Below are 19,613 nucleotides of genomic sequence, written 5' to 3'. Positions count from 1 at the left end.
CGCGGGCGGTATCGCAACGGTCAGCCGTTTTTCATCGCTTCCAGCTCTTCCCAGCGGGCGAAGGCCTGCTCGAGCGCCTGCTCGGCGTTAGCCAACGCCGTCAGCACTTCTTGCGTTTCGCTGTGCGGCCGCGTGAAGAAGTCGGCATCGCTCATCTGCGCCTGCAGCGCTTCGATTTCCGCTTCCAGCTGTTCGAGCCGCTGCGGCAGCTGTTCCAGTTCGCGCAGCAGGTTGTAACTCAGCTTGGCCGTCGCTTTCTTCGGCTGTTCGGCCTTTTTCTCCGCCGCCGGTTTGCTCGCGCTCGGCGCCGCCTGACGAATCGGTTTCGCTGTCGCGCGCTGGTGATGCGCATCGTAGTAACCGCCGACGAAGGCGTTGATCACGCCATTGCCTTCGAAGATCCAGCACTCGGTCACCGAGTTGTCGACGAACTGACGATCGTGGCTTACCAGCAGCACGGTGCCCTGATAGCCGTCGATCAGCTCTTCCAGCAGCTCCAGCGTTTCGACGTCGAGATCGTTGGTTGGTTCATCGAGGATCAGCAGATTGCTCGGTTTCAGAAACAGCTTAGCCAACAGCAAGCGGTTACGCTCACCGCCCGACAGCGCCTTCACCGGCGTCATCGCGCGTTTCGGGTGGAACAGGAAGTCCTGCAGGTAGCCCAGCACGTGGCGAGGACGGCCGTTGACCATCACTTCCTGCTTGCCTTCCGCCAGGTTGTCCATCACCGTGCGCTCCGGATCGAGATCGGCGCGGTGCTGGTCGAAATAGGCCACTTCCAGCTTGGTGCCGCAGTGCACGCGGCCGCTGTCGGCTTTCAGCTGACCGAGCATCAGTTTCAGCAGCGTGGTTTTGCCGCAGCCGTTCGGCCCCACCAACGCAATCTTGTCGCCGCGCTGCACCTGGGCGGAGAAACCGCGTACCAGCACCTTTTCGCCAACCTGATAATTGACGTCTTCCAGCTCGAATACGATTTTGCCGGAGCGGGTCGCCTCTTCCACCTGCATCTTGGCGGTGCCCATCACTTCACGGCGCTCTGAACGCTCGACGCGCAGCGCCTTCAGCGCGCGCACGCGGCCCTCGTTGCGGGTGCGGCGCGCCTTGATGCCCTGACGGATCCAGACCTCTTCCTGCGCCAGCTTGCGGTCGAACTCGGCGTTTTGCAGCTCTTCCACCCGCAGCGCTTCTTCTTTGCTCTGCAGGTACAGATCGTAGTTACCCGGCCAGGAAACCAGCTTGCCGCGATCCAGATCGACGATGCGCGTCGCCATGTTGCGGATAAACGAACGGTCGTGCGAGATGAAGACGATGCTGCCGTCGAACTCTTTCAGGAAACCTTCCAGCCAGTCGATGGTTTCGATATCCAGGTGGTTGGTCGGTTCGTCGAGCAACAACACGCGCGGCGAGCTCACCAGCGCGCGGCCCAGCGCCGCTTTGCGCAGCCAGCCGCCGGACAGCGAGGAAAGCTCGGCGTCGCCGTTCAGCCCCAGCTGCAGCAGCACTTCGCTGATGCGGCTGTCGAGCTGCCACAGCCCCTGGTGATCGAGGATCTCCATGATTTGCGCCATGCGCGCCAGGTTTTTCTCGCTCGGATCGCTTTCCACCAGGTGAGAGATCGCGTGATAGGCCTTCAGGTGTTCCGCCTGCTCCGCGACGCCTTCCGCCACGAAATCGAACACGCTGCCGCCGATATTGCGCGGCGGATCCTGTTGCAGACGCGCCACGATCAGATCCTGTTCGTAGATCACCCGGCCGTCGTCCAGCGGGATCTCTTTGCCGAGGATTTTCAGCAGCGTGGATTTGCCGGCGCCGTTGCGCCCGACCAGACACACGCGCTCGTTGTCTTCGATATGAATTTCGGTGTTGTCTAACAATGGCGCATCGCTGAAAGAGAGCCAGGCGCCGGACATGCTGATTAACGACATAGTAATTATTTTCCTTCGCCGGCGTGAGTCACCAGCCAGCAGTTGTGGATCTGACGGTTACGGGCAAAATCCTGCGACAGCGTCTTGGCGGTGATCTCTTTCGCCTCCAGGCCCAGCGCACTCAGCCCTGCCATATCCATTTGGAAACCGCGCTTGTTGTTCGAGAACATGATGGTCCCGTTGCGGCGCAGCAACCGTTTCAAATCTTTCATCAGCGCCAGGTGATCGCGCTGCACGTCAAAGGTGTTCTCCATCCGCTTGGAGTTGGAGAACGTCGGCGGATCGATGAAGATCACGTCGAACTGTTCATTGGCATTGCTCAGCCACGACAGGCAGTCGGCCTGGATCAGCCGATGCTGGCGGCCGGTCAGGCCGTTGGCGCGCAGGTTCTTCTCCGCCCATTCCAGGTAGGTGCGCGACATGTCCACCGTGGTGGTGCTGCGCGCGCCGCCCAGCCCGGCATGCACGCTGGCGGTGCCGGTATAGGCGAACAGGTTGAGGAAGTCCTTGCCGCCGCTCATCTCGCCCAGCATACGGCGCGCAATGCGGTGATCGAGGAACAGGCCGGTATCGAGATAGTCGGTCAGGTTGACCCACAGCTTGGCGTTATACTCTTCCACCAGCAAGAACTCGCCCTTCTGCGCCAGTTTCTCGTACTGGTTTTTGCCCTTCTGCCGCTCGCGGGTTTTCAGGATCAGCTGATTCGACGGCAATTCCAGCACCGCCAGCGTCGCGTTGATCACATCGAACAGGCGCTGACGCGCCTTCTGCGCATCGACGGTTTTCGGCGGCGCATACTCCTGCACCACCACCTTGCTGCCGTAACGGTCCACCGCGACGTTGTATTCTGGCAGATCGGCATCGTACAGGCGGTAGCATTCGATGCCTTGTTGCTTCGCCCACTTGTCGAGCTTCTTCAAATTCTTGCGCAGACGGTTGGCGAAATCTTCCGCCACCTGCACGCCGCCGGTAGCATTGCCGGCCGGGCTTGCCGCCAGCTGATAGTTTTTCTGCACGCACTCCAGCGGGCCGTTCTTCGCCTTAAACTGGCGCTCGGCGCGCAGCTGCAGGCAGCTCAACAGCTCCGGCGAGGCGCTGAACAGCGACAGCTGCCAACCGCCGAAGGCGCTTTTCATCACGCGCCCCAGCATGTTGTGCAGCGCGATCAGCGCCGGTTCGCTTTCCAGACGCTCGCCGTACGGCGGGTTGCTGATCACCGTGCCGTGCGGGCCTTCCGGCAGCGGGTTGGTCAAGCGCGCGACGTCGCCGACGTTGAAGGTGATCAGCTCGGCGACGCCGGCGCGGCGGGCGTTGCCGCGCGCCATCTCAATCACCCGACGATCGATATCGGAACCGAAGAAGCGAGAGGTAGTTTCCTGCAGGCCGCGACGCGCGCGCACCTGCGCTTCGGTGGTGACTTCACGCCACAGTTCGGCGTTGTGACCATTCCAGGCGCTGAAGCCCCAGTGTTGACGGTGCAGGCCCGGCGCGCGATCGGCGGCGATCATCGCCGCTTCGATCAACAGCGTGCCGGAGCCGCACATCGGATCGAGCATCGGCGTGCCCGGCTGCCAGCCGGAACGCAACACGATGGCGGCCGCCAGGTTTTCCTTCAACGGCGCCTGGCCGGTGAGATCGCGGTAGCCGCGCTGGTGCAGGCCTTCGCCGCTCAGATCGAGCGCCACGCTGGCCATATCGCGTTGCAGGAAGACGTTAACGCGAATGTCCGGCTGCTGTTTGGCAACCGTCGGGCGTTGGTCGAGCTTACGGGTGAAGCTGTCAACGATGGCGTCTTTCACCTTCAGCGCGCCATACTGGCTGTTGCGGATCTCTTCGTTCACGCCGCTGAAATGCACGGCGAAGGTTTTATCCACGCCAAAAATGCTCGGCCAGTCAATCGCCTGCACGCCGAGGTACAGATCCAGGTCGCTGTGCACGCGGAATTCGTTCAGCGGCAACAAAATGCGCGAAGCCAGGCGGCTCCACAGCAGGCTTTGGTACAGAAGACGATCGTCACCCTGAAAATGTACCCCGCCCTGCACCACTTTGCAGTCGTGAGCGCCAAGCGTTTCCAGCTCGCTTTTTAACAGTTCTTCCAATCCACGCGCCGTGCTGGCAAACAGAGAGTTCATATCGTACTTATCACCAAAAAGAAAATTGTTGCGCATTATAGCTAATCCGCACCGCTTGTCATAAAGTTGCTCCCTTCTATTTAATCATCGCACGGAGATAAGGGTGATCACGCTTTCCAGACTCTACGTCCATCCGGTTAAATCACTGCGCGGCTTGCAGCTTTCCTACGCCCAGGTCGGCAGCAGCGGTCTGGCCTTTGACCGCAACTTTATGATCACCGAACCGGACGGCACCTTTATTACCGCGCGCCAATATCCGCAGATGGTGTTGTTCACGCCGGCGCTGTTGCCGGACGGGCTGTTTCTGACCGCGCCGGACGGTGAAAGCGCCGCCATTCGCTTCAGCGACTTCGCAGCCACGCCGCAGCCGACCGAGGTGTGGGGCAACCATTTCACCGCGCTGATCGCGCCGGATGAGATCAACGGCTGGCTGAGCGGCTATTTCCAGCGCGACGTGCAGCTGCGCTGGCTGGGGCCGGAGCTGACCCGCCGGGTCAAGAAACACCCTGAAATCCCGCTGACGTTTGCCGACGGCTACCCTTATCTGCTGATTAACCAAGCCTCGTTCAACGACCTGCAGCAGCGTTGCCCCGGCAGCATCAAGCTGGAACAGTTCCGCCCCAATCTGGTGGTGAGCGGCGCTACCGCCTGGGCTGAAGACGGCTGGCAGGTGATCCGCGTCGGCGACGTGATGTTCGATCTGGTGAAACCCTGCAGCCGCTGCGTGCTCACCACCGTCAGCACCGAGCGTGGCCGCAAGCACCCGAGCGGCGAACCGCTCAGCACGCTGCAAAAATTCCGCTCCGCCGACAACGGCGACATCGATTTCGGCCAGAATATGATCGCGCGCAACAGCGGCATCATTCGCGTGGGCGATACGGTGGAAGTCTTGTCAACCAAGCCGCCGCGCCCTTATGGCGCAGGTAAAGTGGTGGAGAGCGTGCAGGCGCCGCAGGACAGCGCGCACAGCGTCACGATCGAATATGAAGGAAAGGTATTTACCGGCAATAACCAGCAGATCCTGCTCGAACAACTGGAACAGCAAGGCATTCGCGTGCCTTACTCGTGCCGCGCCGGGATTTGCGGCAGCTGCCGCATTACATTGCTGAGCGGTGAAGTCGCGCCCCTGAAGAAAAGCGCGCTGGGCGACAACGGCACCATCCTGTGCTGCAGCTGCATCCCGAAAACTGATTTGACGTTGGCGTAATCCGCCTTATACCGCCCTGTCGTAAGCCGGGGCGGCGCTTTCATCCTGCGCGCAAGGTTTCAGCCGATCGTGCATCACCTTGATAGCGTCGCCCAAGACCATGGTGCGGCCGGCGACCGTCAGCTGATTTTGCGCCAGCAGGCACAGGCTGGCGTTATCCCCGGCCTCCACCACCAGCAGGCGCGCTTCCGCGCCGCTTTCCATCACTTTCACCGCCGCCAGCTCGCCGTTTTTCGGCTGCAACGGGTAGTGCTGCTGCGAGAAATGCCAGCTCTTCGGCATCAGCGGTTTCAGGAAGCGGTAGGCGACCAGCGCATTCAACACCAGCTCGGCGCGCTGTTCATGGCTCAGCTTGACCTGCTTGCACTGTTCTTCATAGGTGAAATAAAGGGCGGCGTCATCCACGCAAAAAGCGCATTCATCGAAGGCGTCCGGCGTTAACATTTTGGCCGGGAAACGTGAACGAAAGATCATACCATTAGCTAAATCCAGCATTAGCCGATCGTGTTCGGCATCAAAATACCAACGCCAATTATCGTCAGGTTTTATCTTCATTTCGTATCCTTCTCGCTGCCCATGCCAACGCCGCACTCACCCTAAAAGGCGATTTTATCACCGATGAAATAGCTTAAACATCGGATAATTCCGCGAACGATATTTAAGCTAACGAACAAAATATAGACGAGCCGGGGGCAGAAATAAACCCCCGGAATAAAATGAGAGGAAAAATATTAGATATGGGTAACGATATCTTTAATCAAACGCGGGCCGTGATAGATAAATCCGGAATAAATTTGCAGCAGGCTCGCGCCGGCCTCCATTTTTTCGCGCGCCGCCGTCAGCGAATCGATGCCGCCTACGCCGATAATCGGCAGACGCCCTTGCAGTTCGGTGGAGAGGCGACGGATCACTTCGGTGCTGCGTGATTGCAACGGACGCCCACTTAACCCGCCCGCTTGTTCGCAGTAATTCAGCCCTTGGATCAATTTTCGATCCAACGTGGTATTGGTGGCGATCACGCCATCGATATTATGCCGCACCAGGCTATCGGCAATTTGGATCAATTCTTCTTCAGAAAGATCCGGCGCGATCTTTACCGCCACCGGCACATATTTGTGATGGCGCGCATGTAATTCCTGCTGCTTATTTTTAATCGCAGCCAAAAGATCGTCCAACGCTTCGCCATACTGTAAGGATCGTAACCCCGGCGTATTCGGTGAAGAGATGTTAATCGCGATATATCCGGCATACGGATAAACTTTATCCATGCAGATCAAATAATCGTCTTTGCCCTGCTCGACCGGCGTGTCTTTATTCTTGCCGATATTGATCCCAAGAATGCCGCCGAAATGGGATTTCTTAACGTTTTCAACCAGATTGTCCACACCATGGTTATTGAACCCCATGCGGTTAATCAGGCCTTCCGCCTCAACCACGCGGAACAAGCGCGGCTTGTCGTTGCCCGGTTGCGGACGCGGCGTCACGGTGCCGACTTCCACATGGCCGAAGCCCATCGCGCCGAACGCATCGATGCATTCGCCGTTTTTATCCAGACCGGCGGCCAATCCCAGCGGGTTTTTAAACGACAGCCCCATGCAGCTGACCGGTTTGGTCGGCACGGACTGACGGACAAGAAACGCTAATGGGGTGCCGGTAATACGGCTGAGCTGACGAAAGGTCACTTCGTGCGCGCGCTCCGGATCGAGCTGGAACAACGCTTTCCTGATGAGGGGGTAGTACATGGACTCTCCTGATTTCCCGGTTGCAAACCGGGGGCGTATTATCCGGTATCCCCCGCCTAATTGGAATTGATTAAAGGCAAAAAAAGCCGTTTTTACGCAATCGTTTTCCCTCTTCATCGCCAAATCGGCGCCAATCCGCTTTTACGCATATCCAAATCAAAAAATGAGATTTAAAAAACGCGCCCGGTTGCTGGTAGGTTTAAAACACTTCCCATTAATTTTCTAATTAAACCTAACTTTTAGTTATAAGGAGTGGCAATGCGCGTTATATCACTGGCCGGTAGCCCACGCATCCCATCACGTTCCGCCGCGCTGCTCTCGCTGAGTCAGAACTGGCTGCGGCAACAAGGGGTGGAGGTGACGGCCTATACCCTGCACGACTTCGATGCCGAAGATCTGCTGTACGCCAACTTCAACAGTCCGGCGATCAAGGCGTTTGCCGACCAGCTGGCGCAGGCCGACGGCCTGCTGATTTCCACACCGGTTTATAAAGCGTCGTTCTCCGGCGCGCTGAAAACCCTGCTGGACCTGCTGCCGGAACGCGCGCTGGACCATAAAGTGGTGCTGCCGCTGGCGACCGGCGGTTCTGTCGGTCACATGCTGGCGGTGGACTATGCGCTGAAACCGGTGCTGGCGGCGCTCAAAGCGCAAGAGGTGCTGCACGGCGTGTTCGCCGACGACAGTCAGATCCAGCTGACCGGCGAAAGCGCCACGCTCACCGACGCCGTGGCCGCCCGGTTGGAAGAAGCGCTCGCCAGTTTCTATCTGGCGCTTGGGCGCCGCAAACCGCCCGCGCTGCGCGTCGCCTCGCCGCTGACGGCGCGTCAAACCGCCTGAAATGCCTGGAAAAGGAGAGCCTGAATGAAACAACGCAACGCTTTGCGACGTTGGCTGAACGCAGCGGCCTTCACCGGCCTGCTGTCGCTGGTCTGGGCCAACGCCGCCGTCGCGCAGGATCCGGCGCAATTTCGCATCGGTTACCAGAAAGGATCGGTGAGTCTGGTGCTGGCGAAAAGCCACCGGCTGCTGGAGGAGCGCTTCCCCGCCACCCGCATCAGTTGGATTGAATTTCCCGCCGGCCCGCAGATGCTGGAAGCCTTGAACGTCGGCAGCATCGATCTGGGCAGCACCGGTGATATTCCGCCGATCTTCGCGCAGGCCGCCGGGGCGGACCTGCTGTATGTCGGCGTTGAGCCTCCCAAACCGAAGGCGGAAGTGATCCTGGTGCCGGAAAACAGCCCGATCAAAACCGTCGCCGATCTGAAAGGCCATAAGGTCGCATTTCAGAAAGGATCCAGCTCACACAACCTGCTGCTGCGATCGCTGCAAAAGGCCGGCCTGAAATTTACGGATATCCAACCTGCCTACCTGACCCCCGCCGATGCGCGCGCCGCATTCCAGCAGGGCAACGTCGATGCCTGGGCTATCTGGGATCCTTATTATTCCGCCGCGCTGCTGCAGGGCGGCGTTCGGGTGCTCGGCGACGGCACCGATCTGAACCAGACCGGTTCCTTCTATCTGGCGGCGCGCCCTTATGTCGAAGCCAATGGCGCCTTTATCAGCCAGGTCCTGACGGTGCTGACCCAGGCCGATGCGCTCACCCGCAGCGACCGGGCGCAAAGCGTGACCTTGCTGGCCAACGCCATGGGGCTGCCGGAACCGGTGATCGCCAGCTATCTGGATCACCGTCCCCCGACCGCCATCACACCGCTCGATGCGCATACGATCGCCGCGCAGCAGCAAACCGCCGACCTGTTTTACGCCAACCGGCTGGTGCCGGTGAAGGTCGACATCTCGCAACGCATCTGGCGCCCAAGCGCGCAATAAATACGGGAGAGCATTGACGATGAGCCTGAACGTTTTCTGGTTTTTACCCACCCACGGCGACGGCCACTATCTTGGCAGCGCACAGGGCGCTCGCAGCGTCGATCACGGTTACTTGCAACAAATCGCCCAAGCGGCGGACCGGCTGGGATTCGGCGGCGTGCTGATCCCCACCGGTCGCTCTTGCGAAGACTCCTGGCTGGTGGCCGCCTCGCTGATCCCGGTCACCCAGCGGCTGAAATTTTTGGTCGCGCTGCGGCCGGGTATCATCTCCCCTACGCTGGCGGCGCGTCAGGCGGCGACGCTGGATCGCCTGTCCAACGGCCGCGCCCTGTTCAATCTGGTCACCGGCGGCGATCCAGAAGAGCTGGCGGCGGAGGGGTTGCATCTCAGTCATGAAGAGCGTTACGAAGCCTCGACCGAGTTCACTCATATCTGGCGCAGGGTGCTGGAAGGTGAAACCGTCGATTTCCACGGCAAGCATATTCAGGTGAAAGGCGCCAAACTGCTGTTCCCGCCGGTGCAGCAACCGCGCCCGCCGCTCTATTTCGGCGGATCCTCCGCCGCCGCGCAGGATCTGGCCGCCGAGCAGGTAGAAATGTACCTCACCTGGGGAGAGCCGCCGGCACAGGTCAAAGAGAAGATCGAAGAGGTGCGCGCCAAAGCGGCGGCGAAGGGCCGGCAGGTACGCTTCGGCATCCGTCTGCACGTCATCGTGCGGGAAACCACCGAAGAAGCCTGGCGCGCCGCCGATCGGCTGATCGCTCACCTCGATGAGGAAACCATCGCCAACGCGCAGCAGGCCTTTGCCCGCTTCGACTCCGTCGGCCAACGGCGCATGGCGGCGCTGCACGGCGGCAAGAAGGATAATCTGGAGATCAGCCCGAACCTGTGGGCCGGCATCGGCCTGGTGCGCGGCGGCGCCGGCACCGCGCTGGTGGGCGATGGCCCGACGGTCGCGGCGCGCATGCAGGAATACGCCGATCTGGGTATCGACACCTTTATTCTCTCCGGTTATCCGCATCTGGAAGAGGCCTACCGCGTCGGCGAACTGCTGTTTCCGCACCTCGATCTGGCGCAGGAGGAAACGCCCGCGCGCCTTCAACCGGTGCGCCCGCAGGGCGAAGTGGTGGCCAACATCTATGTTCCGCAAAAAGTGTCGCAGAGCTGAGGAGCGCCCCGATGGCAAAGAACGCGCAACGCATCCTGTACCGGCTGGCCCCTTGGGCGCTGCCGCTGGCGCTGGTGATCATCTGGCAAGTCGCCGTCGAAACCGGCTGGCTGTCCAACCGCATTTTGCCGGCGCCGAGTGCGGTGCTGGCCGCCTTCTGGCGCCTGAGCCAAAGCGGCGAACTGTGGCAGCACCTGAGCATCAGCAGCCAGCGCGCGTTGTTAGGCTTCGCCATCGGCGGCAGCATCGGACTGATTCTCGGCTTTATTACCGGGCTGTCGCGCTGGGGTGAACGCCTGTTGGACAGTTCGGTGCAAATGATCCGCAACGTGCCGCACCTGGCGCTAATCCCACTGGTGATCCTGTGGTTCGGCATCGATGAATCCGCCAAGATCTTTCTGGTGGCGCTCGGCACGTTGTTCCCGATTTATCTCAATACCTATCACGGCATCAAAAACATCGATCGCGGCCTGCTGGAGATGGCGCGCAGCTACGGTCTGAGCGGTTTTCGCCTGTTCACGCAGGTAGTGCTGCCGGGCGCGTTGCCGTCGATTATGGTCGGCGTGCGTTTCGCCCTCGGGTTCATGTGGTTGACGCTGATCGTCGCCGAAACCATCTCGGCCAACTCCGGCATCGGTTATCTGGCGATGAACGCGCGTGAATTTCTGCAAACCGACGTGGTGGTGGTGGCGATCGTGCTGTACGCCCTGCTCGGCAAGCTGGCAGACGTGGGCGCGCAACTGCTGGAACGCGTCTGGCTGCGCTGGCATCCGGCCTATCAACTGAAACAGGGAGAAGCGCTATGACCCTTCCCGCTCGCCTTGCGCAAGGCACGCCGGTGACGCTGGAGTCCATCGGCAAACGTTACGGCAACCGCACCGTGCTGGATAACATTCAGCTACGCATCTCTGCCGGGCAGTTCGTGGCGGTGGTCGGCCGCAGCGGCTGCGGCAAGAGCACCCTGCTGCGTCTGTTGGCCGGCCTGGAACAGGCCAGCAGCGGCGCGCTGCTCAGCGGCAATGCGCCGCTTGCCGCCGCCAAAGAGGATACCCGGCTGATGTTTCAGGATGCGCGCCTGTTGCCGTGGAAAACGGTGATCGACAACGTGGGTCTGGGGCTGCGCGGCCACTGGCGCGACGCGGCGCTGCAGGCGCTGGCCGCGGTCGGTTTGGCGGATCGCGCCCGCGACTGGCCGGCGGCGCTGTCCGGCGGACAAAAGCAGCGGGTCGCCCTGGCACGCGCGTTGATCCACCGCCCCCGCCTGCTGCTGCTGGACGAACCGCTCGGGGCGCTGGATGCCCTGACGCGCATCGAGATGCAAGGGCTGATAGAATCGCTGTGGCAACAGCACGGTTTTACCGTACTGCTGGTGACGCACGACGTCAGCGAAGCCATCGCGCTGGCGGATCGGGTGATCCTGATTGAAGAGGGGCACATCGGACTGGATCTGAGCATCGATCTGCCGCGGCCACGCCGTAAGGGTTCAGCCAGGCTGGCGGAACTGGAAGCTGAAGTGCTGGAGCGGGTGTTATCGCCGCCGGTCACCGCGGCCAGCCCACGCCAGGCGGCGAATTGAACGAAAAAAGGGACGGCGCAGGCCGTCCCTTTGGGTATTCACGGTGAAAAGATTAGGCGTCGAGCGCCTTGCTGATCTTCTCGTACAGATCGCCGGACAGGTTTTCCAACCCTTTCAGCTGTTCCAACGCTTTGCGCATCAGCGCCTGGCGACCGGCGTCGTAACGCTTCAGGCGAATCAACGGTTCGATCAGGCGCGCGGCGATCTGCGGGTTGCGCTGGTTGAGATCGCTGAGGATCTCCACCAGGAATTGATAACCGCTGCCATCCGCCGCATGGAACGCCGCCGGATTGCCTGAAGCGAAGCCGCCGATCAGCGAGCGGGTGCGGTTCGGGTTGCTCAGGCTGAACGAGCGGTGTTGCAGCAGCGCACGCACCTTGCTCAACACATCCGCCGACGGGCTGCTCCCCTGCAGCACGAACCATTTGTCCATCACCAGGCCATCCTGATGCCAGCGCTCGTCGAACGCCGCCAACAGCGCATCGCGACACGGCAACTGGGCCGCAACCGCAGCGGACAGCGCCGCCAGCGAGTCGGTCATGTTATCCGCCTGGCGATACTGTTCGCTCACCAGTTGGTCCGCCAGCGCCGCATCTTCGCCGAACGCCAGATAACCCAGGCACACATTGCGCAAGGCGCGCTTGGCGATGTCGGCGTGCTCCACGCGGTAGCCGTCGGTCTTGTTGGCGTGATACACCGCCAGCCACTCATCGGCCAACTCCCGCGCCAGGCAGCGAACGATCGCTTCGTGCACCGCGGCGATCGCTTCCGGATCGATGGTGGCGAACAGTTCAGCGGTTTCGTTCTCCGACGGCAGCGTTAGGATCTGCGCCGCCAGCGCCGGATCCAGCGTCTCGTTCAGCAACACCGCACGGAACGCGTCGGCCACGTGCAGCGGCAGCGACAACGGCTGCTTCTGCTGGTGCCGCGCCACGTTCAGTTTGATGTAGGTCGCAAGCAGGCTCTGCGCCGCATCCCAACGCGCAAACTCATTGCGCGCGTGCTGCATCAGGAAGGTCAGTTGCTGATCGCTGTACGGATAATCCAGTTTCACCGGCGCAGAGAATTCACGCAGCAGCGACGGCACCGGCTTGTGCGCCACGCCGTCGAACACGAAGGTCTGCTCCGCTTCGGTGACGTTCAGCACGTTGTTGACCGGCAGGCCGCCCTTCTGCAGCGCGATGACGTTGCCTTCGCTGTCGTACAGCTCGATATCCAGCGGAATATGCAGCGGCAACTTCTCAGGCTGATCGGCGGTCGGCGGGGTTTTCTGGCTGACATGCAGGCGATATTGCTGAGTTTCCGCATCGTACTCGTCGCGCACCGTCAACAGCGGCGTGCCGGACTGGCTATACCAACGGCGGAAGCGCGACAGATCCACGTTGGACGCGTCCTCCATCGCCTGTACGAAGTCATCGCAGGTGGCGGCGCTGCCGTCGTGGCGTTCGAAATAGAGCTGCATCCCTTTCTGGAAGTTCTCTTCCCCCAGCAGGGTGTGCATCATGCGGATCACTTCAGAACCTTTCTCATACACCGTCAGGGTGTAAAAGTTGTTCATCTCGATGACTTTATCCGGACGAATGGCATGCGCCATCGGGCTGGCGTCTTCGGCGAACTGCGCGCCGCGCATCACGCGCACGTTATCGATGCGGTTGACCGAACGCGAGCCCAGATCGGAACTGAACTCTTGATCGCGGAACACCGTCAGCCCCTCTTTCAGGCTGAGCTGGAACCAGTCGCGGCAGGTGACGCGGTTGCCGGTCCAGTTGTGGAAGTATTCGTGGCCAATCACTGCTTCGATGTTCAGGTAATCTTTGTCGGTGGCGGTTTCCGCCTTCGCCAACACGTATTTGGAGTTAAAGATATTTAACCCTTTGTTCTCCATCGCGCCCATATTGAAGAAATCGACCGCCACGATCATATAAATGTCGAGATCGTATTCCAGACCGAAGCGGGTCTCGTCCCACTTCATCGAGTTTTTCAACGAGGTCATCGCCCAGTCGGCGCGATCCAGGTTGCCGCGATCGACAAACAGCTCCAGCGCGACCTTACGGCCGGAACGGGTGGTGAAGCTGTCGCGCAGCACGTCGAAGTCCCCCGCCACCAACGCGAACAGGTAGCAAGGTTTCGGGAACGGATCCTGCCATTGCACCCAGTGGCGACCATCGGCCAATTCACCCTGGCCAATACGGTTGCCGTTCGACAGCAGGAACGGATAGCGCGCCTTGTCGGCCACGATGCGGGTGGTAAAGCGCGCCAGCACGTCCGGGCGATCCTGGTAATAGGTAATATGATGGAAGCCTTCGGCTTCGCATTGCGTGCACAGCGCATCGCCGGACAGATACAGCCCTTCCAGCGCGGTGTTTTTCGCCGGGTGAATATCGTTGACGATGGTCAGAGTGAATTGTGCCGGCAACGCTTCGACGATCAGCTGGTTATCCTGCTGACGATAGGCGCTCCACGGTTGACCGTCGACCTGAATGCTCACCAGCGTCAGATCCTCGCCATCCAGCACCAGCGGTGCGCCGGCCGCGCCCTGACGTTTGATTTTACTGACGGCGGTCACGCGCGTGGTTTCCGCGTCCAGACTGAAGTCCAAATCGATGTCGGTCGTGGTGTAATCGGGCGCGCGATAATCGTGGCGATATTTTGCCTGTGGCTGTTGTGTCATAAAAACCCTTAAACGTCTCAGTGAGTTATAGGTGCCAGGCCGCTCTTCTCCTCCGCGCCGTCGCTGGGGATTTCCCCTGCGGCGCTCGGCGAACCTGATTGTGAATAAACTGTATCACAGCTGGCTGAAAAGCCCAGATCCGCCGGGCAAGCGCGATAAAGAAATCAGAGGCAAATCATAGTTCACCCACCAGATGGCAGCGCGGGTGACCAATGGCTAAATAAAAATCAGCATTTAATGCTAAAAAACCGCCTTCGCGGCGCTCCGGCATTGTTGAGGCGGCACAGGCGGCATGATGGTATAATTGCCGAATCAGGCTCAGGGATGACTCGCACTATGAAAATCAAATACGCTATCTATTTTTTCACCCTGTGCCTGATGACCTCCTTCTCGCTGTTCATCGTCGAGGAACTGCTCGAAGCCCATACCGAGTACCGCGATAACCAGCTCAACCTGTATAAGATCGATCGCGCCAAAGAAATCTCCGAGGCCTTTCAGGCTTCGCTGCAGGCTCACCGTCTCAAACGCTTGAGCCTGATCGATCCGCAAATCACTCGCGCGCAGTGTCTGACCGCCGATCGGGTGGCGCGCGAGAAAATCGCCCGGATCCGCGAGCATCTGAACGACACGGTCGCCAGGGAGCTGGGTGTGCGGCAAAAAATCGCCGCGCTGTCGATGATTGGCCTGATGGAACAGTTGCTGGATAACGACAACCTGCAGCTTTCGCAGGTCAACAACGCCAACGCCAACCTGTTCAACATCAACAGCGCCTATTACATCTCGCAAACCAGCAAGAGCTATTACCGCTACACCTACGATACCCGAATGGTGGATACCGACTCCTTTATGTTTCTCGAGGCCATTCGCCTCAACAACCGGCTGAATATGTCGCTGACGGAGTTAAGCGATCAGATTATCGACGTCAACGTCAGCCCGCTCGATCGCAAAGACGCCTATCTGAAGTCCATTCAGTTGACCGGCGTCCTGAACGCGCTGAGCACCCGGTTGATCTTCATGAAGCTCAACTACGACGACGTGCAAACCACCAGCATCGTCAATCAGTTGCTCACCCAGGTGTCTACCGAACGCCTCAAGCAGATTACCGATGGGCTATACACCGCCATCAATACCCAAAAGCCTTATCCCGCCGCGCTGATCTCGCGCTATGTCGACGAGTTGAGCGGGCTTTCTCAGACGCTGTATCAACGCAGTTTCGAGCTGGAAACCGTCGCTTCGCGTCACAAGATTTATGACAGCCAGACCACCATTTACGGCATGATCGCGCTCGCCGGTCTGGGGGTGCTGCTGTTCATTTTGCCGGCGCTGGTGTTCTGCACCAACATCAACCGCTGGTTGACCAAAACCCACAACAATATCGTGCGGCTGTCGCGCGGCGAGATGAATATCGATCGCAACGACGCCTTCTACAGCCGGGAACTGATCGCCATCAGCGACGCCATTCAACAGCTCAGACAATATCAGTTGGACAAGGTCTCGCTGGAAAGCGAGAAACAGCTGCTGATTAAAGAGCTTGAGGCCTCTTCCTTCCTCGATCCGCTCACCAACATTTATAACCGCCGTAAATTCTTCCTCGAATGCCAGCTATTGGGCGACGGTAGCTACCCGCAGGCCTTTTGCCTGATCGATATCGACAACTTCAAACAGCTCAACGACAGCTACGGCCACGATGTCGGTGACCGGGCGCTGGTGGAATTCGGCCATCTGTTGCAACGCGCGTTTCGCGCCAGCGACATCTTCTGCCGCTACGGTGGCGAAGAGTTCGCGGTGCTGCTGGGCGACTGTTCGTTGGACAACGCGCGGGACATCATGGAGCAATTGCGCGCCCGCACCCATCGCCTGACGCTAAATTTGGCCGACGGGCGGCAAGTGCGTTTCACCACCAGCTGCGGCATTGCGCCGGTCAACGCGTTCACTGCGCTGCAGGCGGCGATAAAACAGGCGGACGAAGCGCTCTATTTTTGCAAAAAGAACGGCAAGGATCGGGTCAGCGTGCACACCCAGGCCGGGTTTATCTGATTTGTTGTTTAAAATAATTAACATTATAATTTTTATGACTAATTAGGCTAAGTCATTCACCTTACAGGCATATCTGGCTTTTTTCCCCCGCCGCCGTCGCCAGCCCGCCATAAAGGCACGTTTAATCCTCGACCCGCTTCGGTGATTTATGGTGTGATGCAGCTTCAATAACAGGATAATCCGGGTATACTCCACCCCCACTTTTATGATTATCCGGATTTGGACACGCGCCTGACGAGGATGCTGTAACGCGCTATGACTCAATACGCTTCCCCGATTTTGACATCACTGCTTGATACCGATGCTTACAAGCTTCATATGCAGCAAGCAGTGTTCCATCGCTATCCCGCGATCAGCGTGGCGGCGGAATTCCGCTGCCGCGGCGACGAACTGCTGGGCGAATATGCCGACGAGATCCGCGCGCAGGTCGCCCTGATGAGCCAGCTGGCGCTGACCGACGCCGAATTCGCTTACCTTTCGGGCCTGCCTTTCTTCCGTCAAGATTACCTGAGCTGGCTGCGCACGTTCCGATACCATCCGCAGCAGGTGACCATCAACAACCGCGACGGCAAGCTGCAAATCCGCATCGCCGGGCCGTGGCGTGAAGTGATCATGTGGGAAGTGCCGCTGCTGGCGGTGATCAGCGAAGTGGTGCACCGCCGGCGTTCTCCGCTGGCGACGCCGGAACAGGCGGTAGCCCACCTGCAAACCAAGTTGGCGCAGTTCAAGACGCTGGCGGGCGATTTGGATCTTTCACGCTTCAAGCTGATGGACTTCGGCACCCGTCGCCGTTTCTCCCAGGGCGTACAACAGGCCATCGTCAGCACCTTGCAGGCCGAATTCCCGTACCTGTCGGGCACCAGCAATTACGATCTGGCGCATCAGCTCGGCCTGGCGCCGGTCGGCACGCAGGCGCATGAATGGTTCCAGGCGCATCAGCAGATAAGCCCGGTGCTGGCCAACAGCCAGCGCGCCGCATTGCAGGCCTGGCTGGATGAATACCCGGATCAGCTTGGCATCGCGCTCACCGACTGCATTACCATGGATGCTTTCCTGCGCGACTTCGGCCCGCAGTTCGCCGAGCGTTATCAGGGGCTGCGCCACGATTCGGGCGATCCCGTCGAGTGGGGTGAGAAAGCCATTGCCCACTATCAGAAACTGGGCATCGACCCCATGAGCAAAACGCTGGTGTTCTCGGACAACCTGGATCTGGAAAAAGCGCTGGCGCTCTATCGCCACTTCTATCAGCGCATCAATCTCAGCTTCGGTATCGGCACGCGCCTGACCTGTGATATTCCGGGCGTTAAACCGTTGAATATCGTGATCAAGCTGGTCGAATGCAAAGGCAAACCGGTGGCTAAGCTCTCCGACAGCCCCGGCAAGACCATCTGCCAGGACCAGGCATTCGTGCGGGCCTTGCGCAAGGCCTTCGATCTGCCGCTGGTGAAGAAAGCCAGCTGAACCTTCTCTATATAGAGAGAAAGAAAGCCGGCCCGGTTTACGCGCCGGCTTTTTTGTTTTTATCCCGAACGCCCTCTTTTCAGTCAGCCGCGATAAATGTTGCGACAATCCGATGATTTCTGCTTGTGCTCTGCACCGCGGCAAGTAACATAGCCATTACCCCCATATTCTTGGGTTGTAAGCTATTTCTAAACCAAATTATTAAAGAGAGAAATCTATGAGCGTAGTGCCTGTAGTCGACGTACTGCAAGGTCGTGCTGCGGTTGACAGTGAAGTCACCGTACGCGGCTGGGTACGTACCCGGAGAGATTCAAAAGCTGGTATCTCCTTCCTGGCCGTCTATGACGGTTCCTGCTTTGATCCGTTACAGGCCGTCGTTAATAATTCTCTGCCGAATTATCAGGATGAAGTGCTGCATCTGACCACCGGTTGTTCGGTTGAAGTCACCGGCAAAGTCGTCGCTTCACCGGGCGAAGGCCAGAGCTTCGAACTGCAGGCTACCGCAATCAAAGTGGTCGGCTGGGTCGACGATCCGGACACTTACCCGATGGCGGCCAAGCGCCACAGCATCGAATACCTGCGCGAAGTGGCTCACCTGCGCCCGCGCACCAACCTGATCGGCGCCGTGGCGCGCGTACGTCATACTCTGGCGCAGGCGATCCACCGCTTCTTCCATGAAAATGGGTATTTCTGGGTCTCTACTCCGCTGATCACCGCCTCCGATACCGAAGGCGCCGGTGAGATGTTCCGCGTGTCCACGCTGGATCTGGAAAACCTGCCGCGCACCGACAAAGGCACCGTCGATTTCAGCGAAGACTTCTTCGGTAAGGAAGCCTTCCTCACCGTTTCCGGCCAGCTGAACGGCGAAACCTACGCTTGCGCGCTGTCGAAGGTTTACACCTTCGGCCCAACCTTCCGCGCCGAAAACTCCAACACCAGCCGCCACCTGGCGGAGTTCTGGATGATCGAACCGGAAGTGGCCTTCGCTACGCTGGACGACGTCGCCGGCCTGGCCGAAAGCATGCTGAAGTATGTGTTCCAGGCGGTGCTGGATGAACGTGCCGACGATCTGAAATTCTTCGCCGAGCGCGTGGATAAAGACGCTATCGCTCGTCTGGAGCGCTTCGTGTCTTCCGATTTCGCCCAGGTGGACTACACCGACGCCATTGAGATCCTGCTGGCTTCGGGCCAAACCTTCGAAAACCCGGTTTCCTGGGGCATCGATCTCTCTTCCGAGCATGAACGTTACCTGGCGGAGAAACACTTCCAGGCGCCGGTGGTGGTGAAAAACTACCCGAAAGACATCAAAGCGTTCTACATGCGCATGAACGAAGACGGCAAGACCGTCGCGGCCATGGACGTGCTGGCGCCGGGCATCGGCGAAATCATCGGCGGCTCGCAGCGTGAAGAACGCCTCGACGTGCTCGATCAGCGTCTGGAAGAGATGGGGCTGAATAAAGAAGACTACTGGTGGTATCGCGATCTGCGCCGGTACGGCACCGTGCCGCATTCCGGTTTCGGCCTGGGCTTTGAACGTTTAATCGCCTATGTCACCGGCGTGCAAAACGTGCGCGATGTGATTCCATTCCCGCGCACGCCGCGTAACGCAAGCTTCTAATTTATACGATCACACGTTTTTTAAACGATTTCGTTACAAAACAAAGGCCAGCATCGCTGGCCTTTCGCATTTTTTAATATTGACGCACGTCACAAAGTTCCCGAAAAATTACATTTGGTTACACATACTTTCCTTTTGCAACCTGATTGGGACATTGGTATCATTTTCGTCCTAGATTAACCCGCCTGTGAATGGAACACTGCGTTCAGACACAGGACGACACCAATCTATCAACAATAGTTCCCAAAG

The 19,613-nt window shown here is 59.2% G+C and carries 14 protein-coding genes; 9 read left to right on the top strand and 5 right to left on the bottom strand.

Annotated features, from left to right (window positions below; translation table 11 throughout):
• Positions 1-20: 20 nt before the first annotated feature.
• The gene (locus ACP3TA_RS14405) at positions 21-1,925 is read right to left on the bottom strand and encodes an ABC transporter ATP-binding protein (protein ID WP_033642586.1); all 1,905 of its coding nucleotides are present in this window, start codon (positions 1,923-1,925) and stop codon (positions 21-23) included.
• 5 nt (positions 1,926-1,930) lie between these two features.
• Entirely contained in the window at positions 1,931-4,057 is a 2,127-nt protein-coding gene (gene rlmKL, locus ACP3TA_RS14400; RefSeq protein ID WP_089192583.1) for a bifunctional 23S rRNA (guanine(2069)-N(7))-methyltransferase RlmK/23S rRNA (guanine(2445)-N(2))-methyltransferase RlmL, read from the bottom strand.
• A 103-nt stretch (positions 4,058-4,160) separates the two neighbouring features.
• On the opposite strand from rlmKL, the gene ACP3TA_RS14395 reads away from it, so the two are divergent.
• The gene (locus tag ACP3TA_RS14395) at positions 4,161-5,264 is read left to right on the top strand and encodes a YcbX family protein (protein ID WP_197775714.1); all 1,104 of its coding nucleotides are present in this window, start codon (positions 4,161-4,163) and stop codon (positions 5,262-5,264) included.
• Between the two features lie 6 nt (positions 5,265-5,270).
• Here the strand turns inward: ACP3TA_RS14395 and ACP3TA_RS14390 are convergent, their stop codons facing one another.
• Both ACP3TA_RS14390 and pyrD read right to left on the bottom strand, forming a co-directional pair.
• Complete coding sequence (locus ACP3TA_RS14390; RefSeq protein ID WP_004928171.1) at positions 5,271-5,819, bottom strand: cell division protein ZapC; 549 nt, start codon at positions 5,817-5,819, stop codon at positions 5,271-5,273.
• A 176-nt stretch (positions 5,820-5,995) separates the two neighbouring features.
• Positions 5,996-7,006, bottom strand: a complete 1,011-nt coding sequence (gene pyrD, locus ACP3TA_RS14385) for a quinone-dependent dihydroorotate dehydrogenase (protein ID WP_019454516.1) — start codon at positions 7,004-7,006, stop codon at positions 5,996-5,998.
• A gap of 258 nt (positions 7,007-7,264) precedes the next feature.
• On the opposite strand from pyrD, the gene ssuE reads away from it, so the two are divergent.
• From ssuE to ssuB, 5 genes are read left to right on the top strand one after another with little or no spacing between them, the layout of a single operon-like run.
• Positions 7,265-7,843: an NADPH-dependent FMN reductase gene (gene ssuE / locus ACP3TA_RS14380; RefSeq protein ID WP_033642583.1), complete on the top strand. Its 579-nt coding sequence runs from the start codon at positions 7,265-7,267 to the stop codon at positions 7,841-7,843.
• 24 nt (positions 7,844-7,867) lie between these two features.
• Complete coding sequence (locus ACP3TA_RS14375) at positions 7,868-8,833, top strand: sulfonate ABC transporter substrate-binding protein (RefSeq protein WP_033642582.1); 966 nt, start codon at positions 7,868-7,870, stop codon at positions 8,831-8,833.
• A gap of 19 nt (positions 8,834-8,852) precedes the next feature.
• Positions 8,853-10,001 (top strand): FMNH2-dependent alkanesulfonate monooxygenase, encoded by a 1,149-nt coding sequence (gene ssuD / locus ACP3TA_RS14370; RefSeq protein ID WP_016928301.1) that lies wholly within the window; start codon positions 8,853-8,855, stop codon positions 9,999-10,001.
• An 11-nt stretch (positions 10,002-10,012) separates the two neighbouring features.
• Positions 10,013-10,807: an aliphatic sulfonate ABC transporter permease SsuC gene (gene ssuC / locus ACP3TA_RS14365; protein ID WP_033642581.1), complete on the top strand. Its 795-nt coding sequence runs from the start codon at positions 10,013-10,015 to the stop codon at positions 10,805-10,807.
• Entirely contained in the window at positions 10,804-11,577 is a 774-nt protein-coding gene (ssuB, locus tag ACP3TA_RS14360; RefSeq protein ID WP_042784124.1) for an aliphatic sulfonates ABC transporter ATP-binding protein, read from the top strand. Before ssuC ends, ssuB begins: the two co-directional genes overlap by 4 nt.
• 52 nt (positions 11,578-11,629) lie before the next feature.
• Here the strand turns inward: ssuB and pepN are convergent, their stop codons facing one another.
• Entirely contained in the window at positions 11,630-14,248 is a 2,619-nt protein-coding gene (gene pepN, locus ACP3TA_RS14355; protein WP_426784332.1) for an aminopeptidase N, read from the bottom strand.
• 336 nt (positions 14,249-14,584) lie between these two features.
• Here pepN and ACP3TA_RS14350 point away from each other — a divergent pair, with 336 nt between their 5' ends.
• The 3 genes from ACP3TA_RS14350 (at position 14,585) to asnS (ending at position 19,364) form a co-directional block, all read left to right on the top strand.
• Positions 14,585-16,285 carry a GGDEF domain-containing protein gene (locus tag ACP3TA_RS14350; protein ID WP_163964879.1) on the top strand — a complete coding sequence of 567 codons (1,701 nt, stop codon included), beginning with the start codon at positions 14,585-14,587 and terminating at the stop codon, positions 16,283-16,285.
• Between the two features lie 255 nt (positions 16,286-16,540).
• Entirely contained in the window at positions 16,541-17,746 is a 1,206-nt protein-coding gene (gene pncB, locus ACP3TA_RS14345) for a nicotinate phosphoribosyltransferase (protein WP_206196413.1), read from the top strand.
• Positions 17,747-17,963: 217 nt separating this feature from the next.
• Positions 17,964-19,364: an asparagine--tRNA ligase gene (asnS, locus tag ACP3TA_RS14340; protein WP_033642576.1), complete on the top strand. Its 1,401-nt coding sequence runs from the start codon at positions 17,964-17,966 to the stop codon at positions 19,362-19,364.
• Positions 19,365-19,613: the final 249 nt, after the last annotated feature.

It is taken from the genome of Serratia sp. 2C06, from assembly GCF_050037615.1.
Lineage (GTDB): Bacteria > Pseudomonadota > Gammaproteobacteria > Enterobacterales > Enterobacteriaceae > Serratia > Serratia ureilytica.
The sequence above is the reverse complement of the archived record's forward strand: the minus strand, read 5'-3'. Positions and strand labels throughout refer to the sequence as shown.

What these genes read in the sequence shown, in the direction of transcription:
- ACP3TA_RS14390 (WP_004928171.1), bottom strand. Translation starts at nt 5,819, where the DNA reads ATGAAGATAAAACCTGACGATAATTGGCGTTGGTATTTTGATGCCGAA.
- ssuE (WP_033642583.1), top strand. Translation starts at nt 7,265, where the DNA reads ATGCGCGTTATATCACTGGCCGGTAGCCCACGCATCCCATCACGTTCC.
- ACP3TA_RS14405 (WP_033642586.1), bottom strand. Translation starts at nt 1,925, where the DNA reads ATGTCGTTAATCAGCATGTCCGGCGCCTGGCTCTCTTTCAGCGATGCG.
- rlmKL (WP_089192583.1), bottom strand. Translation starts at nt 4,057, where the DNA reads ATGAACTCTCTGTTTGCCAGCACGGCGCGTGGATTGGAAGAACTGTTA.
- ssuD (WP_016928301.1), top strand. Translation starts at nt 8,853, where the DNA reads ATGAGCCTGAACGTTTTCTGGTTTTTACCCACCCACGGCGACGGCCAC.
- ssuC (WP_033642581.1), top strand. Translation starts at nt 10,013, where the DNA reads ATGGCAAAGAACGCGCAACGCATCCTGTACCGGCTGGCCCCTTGGGCG.
- pncB (WP_206196413.1), top strand. Translation starts at nt 16,541, where the DNA reads ATGACTCAATACGCTTCCCCGATTTTGACATCACTGCTTGATACCGAT.
- asnS (WP_033642576.1), top strand. Translation starts at nt 17,964, where the DNA reads ATGAGCGTAGTGCCTGTAGTCGACGTACTGCAAGGTCGTGCTGCGGTT.
- ACP3TA_RS14350 (WP_163964879.1), top strand. Translation starts at nt 14,585, where the DNA reads ATGAAAATCAAATACGCTATCTATTTTTTCACCCTGTGCCTGATGACC.
- pepN (WP_426784332.1), bottom strand. Translation starts at nt 14,248, where the DNA reads ATGACACAACAGCCACAGGCAAAATATCGCCACGATTATCGCGCGCCC.
- ACP3TA_RS14375 (WP_033642582.1), top strand. Translation starts at nt 7,868, where the DNA reads ATGAAACAACGCAACGCTTTGCGACGTTGGCTGAACGCAGCGGCCTTC.
- ssuB (WP_042784124.1), top strand. Translation starts at nt 10,804, where the DNA reads ATGACCCTTCCCGCTCGCCTTGCGCAAGGCACGCCGGTGACGCTGGAG.
- pyrD (WP_019454516.1), bottom strand. Translation starts at nt 7,006, where the DNA reads ATGTACTACCCCCTCATCAGGAAAGCGTTGTTCCAGCTCGATCCGGAG.